This is a genomic window from Pseudomonas citrullilanati (assembly GCF_030580855.1).
GTDB classification, from domain to species: domain Bacteria; phylum Pseudomonadota; class Gammaproteobacteria; order Pseudomonadales; family Pseudomonadaceae; genus Aquipseudomonas; species Aquipseudomonas citrulli.
The window spans coordinates 1-7917 of record NZ_JAUQOP010000076.1; the positions used below are offsets into that span (position 1 = coordinate 1).

At 65.0% G+C, this 7917-nt stretch carries 6 protein-coding genes; 1 reads left to right on the forward strand and 5 read right to left on the reverse strand.

The annotated features are described in order from the left end of the window. Positions 1-138: 138 nt before the first annotated feature. The 5 genes from Q6A48_RS25560 to Q6A48_RS25580 form a co-directional block, all read right to left on the reverse strand. Entirely contained in the window at positions 139-960 is an 822-nt protein-coding gene (locus tag Q6A48_RS25560; protein WP_304557249.1) for a TIM barrel protein, read from the reverse strand. A 36-nt stretch (positions 961-996) separates the two neighbouring features. Then, entirely contained in the window at positions 997-2499 is a 1503-nt protein-coding gene (locus tag Q6A48_RS25565; protein ID WP_304557250.1) for a CoA-acylating methylmalonate-semialdehyde dehydrogenase, read from the reverse strand. A gap of 30 nt (positions 2500-2529) precedes the next feature. Continuing rightward, entirely contained in the window at positions 2530-3339 is an 810-nt protein-coding gene (gene iolB, locus Q6A48_RS25570) for a 5-deoxy-glucuronate isomerase (protein ID WP_304557251.1), read from the reverse strand. Next, a complete protein-coding gene (gene iolE / locus Q6A48_RS25575) occupies positions 3336-4229 on the reverse strand; it encodes a myo-inosose-2 dehydratase (protein ID WP_304557252.1) in 894 nt (297 codons plus the stop codon). Before iolE ends, iolB begins: the two co-directional genes overlap by 4 nt. 216 nt (positions 4230-4445) lie before the next feature. After that, complete coding sequence (locus Q6A48_RS25580) at positions 4446-6383, reverse strand: bifunctional 5-dehydro-2-deoxygluconokinase/5-dehydro-2-deoxyphosphogluconate aldolase (protein WP_304557253.1); 1938 nt, start codon at positions 6381-6383, stop codon at positions 4446-4448. Between the two features lie 313 nt (positions 6384-6696). Between Q6A48_RS25580 and Q6A48_RS25585 the strand changes: the two genes are divergently transcribed. Beyond that, positions 6697-7620 (forward strand): MurR/RpiR family transcriptional regulator, encoded by a 924-nt coding sequence (locus Q6A48_RS25585; RefSeq protein WP_304557254.1) that lies wholly within the window; start codon positions 6697-6699, stop codon positions 7618-7620. Positions 7621-7917 lie beyond the last annotated feature (297 nt).

Below are 7917 nucleotides of genomic sequence, written 5' to 3' on the forward strand. Positions count from 1 at the left end.
CCCCCCCGCGGCGCCGCGGCGCCCCGCCCCCCCCCCCCCCCCCGCCCCCCCCCCCCCCCCGCCCCCCCCCCCCCCCCCCCCCCCCCCCCCCCCCCCCCCCGCTCCCACATTGAATTCTTTATCAGGCCGACAATCAGGTCAGGCCTGGCAGCGTTGCAAATGGCTCATGCTCGCCCCCAGCGCCTGGCGGATGTCGGCCAGTTCATGAATACTTTCGGCAAACGGCTCGAACGACAGGTAGCCCTCATACCCCCCGGCCCGCAGCGCTTCGATCTGCGCGGCGTTGCCGAGGATGTCGGCCGCGCCCACCAGCACCCGGTGGCCGTCGCGGATCGTCGCCAATGGCAATTGGGCGTCCTCGACGCCGGAGATGTGCACCAGGCCGGTCAGCTCGGGGAAGAACACCTGCTCGCCCGCCAGGTGATGATGGAAGGTGTCGTGCACCAGGCGGAACACATCCAGCCCGCCGGTTGCCTGAATCGCCGCCACCGCCACGCCCTTGTGTCGCAACGAACATTCTTCGAACCCCAACGGCTCGATGAAACCGTAGATGCCGAAGGCCCGCAGGATCGGCGCCAGCGCCCCCAGGGCGGTGTGCAGGTCGGCCGCGCGTTCGGCTTCGCTGCGCGGGTCGGCGCGGTCGTTGAGCGGGCACATCACCAGCCCTTCGGCGCCGCACTCGCGGGCATAGTCCGCCAGCCGCACGGCTTGGGCACGGCGTTCGTCGTTCCACACATCGAAGGGGTAAAGGGCATTGATCGACAGCACCTTGACGCCCCGTTCCTCGCACAGCGCACGCACCTGGGCAGGCGGCATGCCGTCTTCGATCTCGACGCCCTTGAGGTCGTTGCGGATCTCGATGGCGTCGCTCTTCAACGCCAGCGCCAGGTCGATGAAGGCCGGTAGCGACAGGCGCGGAGCGACCATTCGGTTCAAGGCGAAACGCAGGGGCTTGTTCATTGTTGTTATCCCTCCGGCATTCGTAAAAAAACAGGGTTATTGGGCAGTCGGCATGCTGAATTCAGGGCCCTTGGCAATGCTGTCGGGCCAACGCTGCATCACGCTCTTGTAGCGGCTGTAGAACCGCAGCCCTTCTTCGCCATAGGCATGGTGGTCGCCAAACAGCGAGCGCTTCCAGCCACCGAACGAATGCCAGGCCATGGGCACCGGGATCGGCACGTTGATGCCGACCATGCCGACCTTGATGCTGCGGGCGAATGCCCGGGCGATGCCGCCGTCACGGGTGAAGCAAGAGACGCCGTTGCCGAACTCGTGGGCGTTGATCAGGGCCACTGCGGTGGCGAAATCCGGTACGCGGACGATCCCCAGCACCGGGCCGAAGATCTCTTGCTGGTAGAGGCTCATCTCGGTGGTGACCTGGTCGAACAGCGTCGCCCCGACGAAGAACCCCTGCTCGGCCCCCGGCACGCTGAACCCACGGCCATCGACGATCAGGCGAGCGCCCTCGGCCACGCCGGCGTCGATGAAACCTTCCACCTTGGCCTTGTGCTCGGCGGTCACCAACGGCCCCATGTCGGTGCCGGGTTGCTGGCCGTTGCCGATCTTCAACTGGTCAATACGAGGCAACAGCTTGGCGATCAGTTCGTCGCCCACATCCCCCACCGCCACGGCAATGGAAATTGCCATGCAGCGTTCACCGGCCGAGCCGTAGGCGGCACCAATCAACGCATCCGCCGCCTGGTCGAGGTCGGCGTCGGGCATGACGATCATGTGGTTCTTCGCCCCGCCCAGGGCCTGCACCCGCTTGCCATGCGCCGTGCCCTGCCGGTGGATGTACTCGGCGATGGGCGTGGAACCGACAAAGGAAATCGCTTCGATGTCCGGGTGCTGCAACAGCGCGTCCACCGCCACCTTGTCGCCCTGGACGACGTTGAACACGCCGTCCGGCAAGCCGGCTTCGGTCAGCAGGCGAGCCATCAACAGGCTGGCGGACGGGTCCCGCTCCGAAGGCTTGAGGATGAAGCAGTTACCGGCGACCAGCGCCAGGGGAATCATCCACAACGGCACCATCACCGGGAAATTGAACGGTGTGATACCGGCGCACACACCCAGGGGCTGGCGCAGGTTCCAGTTGTCGATGCCGCCGCCGATGTTGTCGCTGAAATCGGTCTTCAGCAGGCTGGGGGCTCCGCAGGCGTACTCGACGATCTCGATGCCGCGGGTGACTTCGCCATGGGCGTCGGACAAGACCTTGCCGTGTTCCCGGCTGATGATCGCCGCCAACTCGTCGTGATGGCGATCGAGCAACTCCTTGAACTTGAACATCACCCGCGAACGACGCAACGACGACTGCTCGGACCAGGCCGGGAACGCCGCCAGCGCCGAGGCCACTGCCGCGTCGACGGTGCCCGGCTCGGCCAGGGCCACCCGGGCCTGCACCGCGCCGGTGGCCGGGTTGAAGACATTGCCGAACCGCGTGCTGTCGCGGTCCTGCACGTGGCCGTTGAGGTAATGGCCTACTACCGGGGCGTCGCTCATTGTTCCTGTTCTCCGTGGAAAGGGGGCGATTCAGAGGTCCAGCAGCCAACTGTGCTGCGGGTCGTTATGGAACTGCCAGACGCGCTTGGGCCCGGCCATGACGTTCAGGTAATACGACTCGTACCCGTAGGGCACGCTGACCGGGTGGTAACCCTTGGGCACCACCACCAGGTCGTGGTTTTCCACGGCCATGGCCTGGTCGATGCTGCGGTCGTCGGTGTAGACCCGCTGGAACACGAAACCCTGGGCCGGGTTGAGCTGGTGGTAGTAGGTTTCCTCCAGGAAGCTCTGGTGCGGCAGGTCGTCGGTGTCGTGCTTGTGGGGCGGGTAGCTCGAAGAATGTCCCGATGGCGTGCGCACTTCCACCACCAGCAGCGAATGCGCCGGCTCGCTGTCCGGCAGGATGTCGCAGACATAGCGGGTGTTGGCACCCTTGCCGCGCACGCTGCGTTTCATGCTGTCGGGGCGGATCAGCCGGGGGCCGTAGTGGTCGCCGCCCACCCCGGGCGCGGCACACACGGCGACCTGCGCGTCGCTCAAGGCGCTGACCTGGGCCTGGCTGCCGGGCGGCAGGTACGCGGCGTAGGGCGACTTGTCCTCGAACACCGACTGGCGATCGCCCAGGTTGTCCCAGTCGAACGCACCCTGCCCCGGCGCCTCGCCCTTGAGGCCGATGCGCCCGCTGAGCAGCACCAGGCACAATTCCTTGTCATCGGCCGCCACCGCCAGGGTTTCGCCCAGGCTCAGGCGATAGGCAGCGAAGCCGACGTATTCCAGCGCGCCGGCAGGCAACTCGACCATCGTCCGGCCGCTGGTGTGGCTCTTGATCAACAGGCTCATGACACACTCCTTTCCTGCAACAACGCGCGCAGAGTCTCGTAGCCTTTCTTGGCGTAGGCGTAGCTCGGCGCGACGGCGGGATCCTGTTCGGCTTCCACCACCAGCCAGCCTTGGTAACCGGCGGCCAGCAGCACATCCAGCAAGGCGGCGAAATCGATGTCGCCATCCCCCGGCACGGTGAAGGTGCCGTTGATGATGCAGTCGGGAAAACTCCAGAGGTGGTTGCGGGCCAGTTGCACCACCGGTTTGCGCACGTCCTTGAAATGCACATGGCAGATGCGCTCGATGTGCTTGCGCAGCACTTGCAACGGTTCGCCGCCGCCCATGTAGCAGTGGCCCGAATCGAACAACAGGCCCACTTCGCTGCCGGTCAGGGCCATCAGCTTGTCGATGTCCGAGGGCGACTCGACATAGGCGCCCATGTGGTGGTGATACCCCAGGCGCACACCCCGGGACAGGGTGAACCGGGCCAGTTCGGTGAGCTTGTCGGCGTAGGCTTGCCACGCCTCGTCGGTATGAAAACGCGGCCGCTCGACCAAGGGGATACGCTGGCCCTGGATGGCGTCGGCCACTTCGCCGTACACCAGCACCGTGGCGCCGTTCTGTGCCAGCAACTCGACATGGCTGGCAATGGCGTCGATTTCCTCGGCCGCCGAACGCCGGGCCAGGCGCCCGGAATACCAGCCGGAGACCAGCGCCAGGCCATAGGGACGCAACACATCGCCGACGCCCTTGGCGTCCTTGGGAAACTTGCCGTTGAGCTCGAACCCTTCGTAGCCGATGGACTGGCCTTCGCTCAGCGCCGTGTCCAACGGCGTCTCGCCACCCAGGGACGGCAGGTCGTCATTGCTCCAGGAGATCGGGTTGATGCCAATTCGAATAGCGGGCATGGCTGCACCTTTTATTGTTTTTCAAGCTGAATATCGAACACCGTTTGGAATACTTCCTGTGGCGAGGGGATTTATCCCCGCTGGGCTGCGAAGCAGCCCCAAACCCGGCAACCGGGTGTGCCAGGAAAATTGCATTCAACCCTTAGGGGGTCGCCTCGCGACCCAGCGGGGATAAATCCCCTCGCCACAACAGCACCATAAAAGCCTTGCACCGCGTCAAGCCCGAGCCGCACGCCACGCCTCGATCAACTCCACGAACCGGTCCTGAACCTGCCGGATCAGCGTTTCATCATCGATCTCGCCCGCCATCCAGGCCCGGCTCGGTTCCTGGAAGATCGTGCGCCCCACGGCAAACCCGCGGCAGGTGCGGCTCTGGCTGGCCTGGCGGAAGCCGTCGGCCAGCGCCGCGGCCGGGGCGTTGAGGCCCAGCAGGACCACGCCGCGGCAATACGGGTCGCGCTGTTGGATCAGCGCGTCGAGTTGCTCCCATTCCTGCGCGCCCTGGGCCTCGATCTTCCACCACGCCGGGTAGATGCCCAGGTTGTAGAGGCGCTTGAGGGCGCGGTACAGCACGTCCGGGTGCGGCGACGGATGATCCTTCGGCGGGATCACTTCCAGCAGCAACTCATGGCCGCTGGCCTGGGACGCCTGGTACAGCCCCATCAGCTGCGCCTCCTGTTCGAGGCGCAGCAGCGGTTCGTCGTCGGGGTGGAATTGCACCAGGCACTTGATGATCTGTTCCTGCGGCCAGGTGATCAGGTTGCTGCCGATGGAACGCCCATGCTCGAAAGCCAGCGGGCGCGAACCCTGGACCTCCACCGGCCGCGCGACCCACCAACCGCGCCCGGTCGCCGCGTTCAGCGAATCCTGGCCAAACCGCTGGTCGGCCAGCAGGCCAACATCGGCCTCGACGCCCTGGCGTCGCAAGTCGGCTTCGACCCGTTCCACCGCCTGGATGAACAGTTGCTTGAGTGCGCCGATGCTGCTCAGGTCGCGACCGCCCTTCTGCGCCAGTTCCACCAATTGCCCGCGGTGGTCGAAGGCGAAGATGAACAGCTGTTTCCAGGCCTTGCGCGGTACGCTGACCTGGTGCAGGCGTTGCAGCACGACGTCCTGGTCCGGCCGGGTGATCGGCACCGGGCTGCTGAACAGGTAGTCGAGCTCGGCCCGGGTCGGCATCGCCGGGGCGCAGGCATGGCGCGACACCACCAGGCCACCGCAGGCATTGGCCAACTGGCAGCAGCGCTCGTCACTGGCGTCCTCCAGCCAACCGGCGAGGAACCCCGACATGAACGCATCGCCGGCGCCCAGCACGTTGAGGACTTCGACCCGAACGCCCGGGTACAGCACGCCATTCTCCAACCGGGCCGGGATCGCGCCGTGGATCACCGTGCAGCCTTGCGGGCCGAGCTTGACCACCAGCGTCGCCGCCGTCAGCGAGCGCACGGTGCGCAGGGCCGTGAGCAAATCCTCGCTGCCGCCGGCAATCAGGAATTCTTCCTCGGTGCCGACGATCAGGTCGAAGCGCGGCAGAATGCCTTGCACATGCTGGCTGACGCTCTGGTCGGCGACAAACCGGGTCTGCCCATCGGCCTTGCCGGTCAGGCCCCAGAGCACTGGCCGGTAATCGATGTCGAGGATGCGCTGGACCTGATGCTTTTGCGCATAGTCCAAGGCCCGGAGGCTGGCCTGGTAGACGCCGTCGGTGGAGAAATGCGTGCCGGTGATCAGCAGGGCCTTGCTGGAGGCGATGAAAGCCTCGTCGACGTCTTCGGCCCGTAGCGCCATGTCGGCGCAATTCTCGCGGTAGAACACCAGGGGGAACGTCTCGCGGTCCTTGATCCCCAGCAGGACCATTGCCGTCAGGCGTTCGGGGTCGGTCTTGATGGCGCTGACATCGCAGCCTTCGCGCGCCAGGGATTGCACCAAAAAGCGCCCCATGTGGTCGTCGCCCACCCGGCTCAGCATCGCCGACTTGAGCCCCAGGCGCGCGGTGCCGAAGGCGATGTTGGCCGATGAGCCACCCAGGTACTTGGCGAAACTGCTGACATCTTCCAGGGGCGCGCCGACTTGCTGCGCGTAGAGGTCGACGCCCAGGCGCCCCAGGCAGATCACATCCAATTGACGCCCACTGGCAAAACGAGTCTGGCCCATGCTGGCTCCTGTTATTTTTATCAGCCTGCGCAGGCTGCCGGGACCGGCGCCAACGCTCTTGGTGGATGCAGACTAAAACGAGCAACGGGCAACAATCAATAATTATTCTATAAATTTTTTACGTGGAATATTTTTTCCAATACGCTATGGCCGGACCGAACCTGGCGCAGTGCATCGTTTCAGCAGCGCCACCCGCGTTGCCCTGCCCATGATTTTCCCAGCGCCTACGCTGTAGACTGCGACCAGCCAACCTATTGTCGAAGGGCCGGTGCGTGACGGCCGCCCTATGAGAACAAAGCCAGAAGGATTTCCTATGACCCGCCCCGATGATCTGCCGGTGCCTGCCGAGCGCGCGCCAGACGCCACGCTCCCGAGCCCTCCGATCAATGCCGAGCGCCTGCTGCAACTGATTACCGAGGAGTACGAAAGCCTGCCGCGCCAGCTCAAGCGCATCGCCAGCTACATGAGCCAGCAGAGCGACCGGATCATGGTCGACCGCATCAGCGACATCGCCCGGGAATGCGAAGTGCACCCCTCGGCCATCGTGCGCTTTTCCCAGCGCTTCGGCTTCAGCGGGTTCAGCGAAATGCAGGCGCTGTTCCGCGAGGCGTACACCCACAAGACCACGCCGGTGCAGAACTACCAGCAGCGCATCCGTAGCATGATCGCCAACAAGTCGCAGAAAGCCAGTGGCGGCGACCTGGCCCGCGAATGCATCAACGCCACCCTGTCGGGCATCGAGCGCCTGGGGCTGGAGCTGGACGACCAGGCCTTCGAAAAAGCCGTGGACCTGGTGGTCAACGCCGACAACATCTACGTGGTGGGCGTGCGTCGTTCGTTCGCGGTGGCCGACTACCTGGTCTACAACCTGCAACACACCAACAAGCGCATCCACCTGGTGTCCGGCCTGGGGGGCAGCTACCGCGAGCAGATGCGCAGCGTGCGGGCCAACGACCTGGTCATCGCCATCAGCTTCACGCCCTACGGCAAGGAAACCCAGCACTGCCTGCGCATCGCCCAACACCACCAGGCCAAGACGCTGATCATCACCGACAGCAACCTGTCGCCCCTGGCCAAGCGGGCCAACGCGGTGCTGCTGGTGAACGAAGGCAGCTCGTTCGCCTTCCGCTCGCTGAGCGCCACGCTGTGCCTGTGCCAGGCGTTGTTCATCGCCGTGGCCTACCGGTTGGAGCTCAAGGTCGATGAAATCCATGAACAGGTCGGGTTCGAGGACTGAACATCGCTCCCGCCCCCACCCCAAACCCCTGTGGGAGCGAACCTGCTCGCGAAGGCGCCGGCACAGCCGACATCACCGTTTCAGACACCCCGCCATCGCGAGCGGGCTCGCTTGTGTCTTAAGACAGGATAAAGTCAAAGGTGAGAGGGGTCGACAGCAAGCTGACGGGTCGCGGTGCCCTAAGCACGTGTGGGAGCCAAGCTGCTGTCCACTCTTCCCGCTTTGGCTCAAAGCTCGAACAGTTGACTGAGTTTCCGCCCTCGAACAACAAGCATGAGCCAGGCCAAAGCGCCTCTC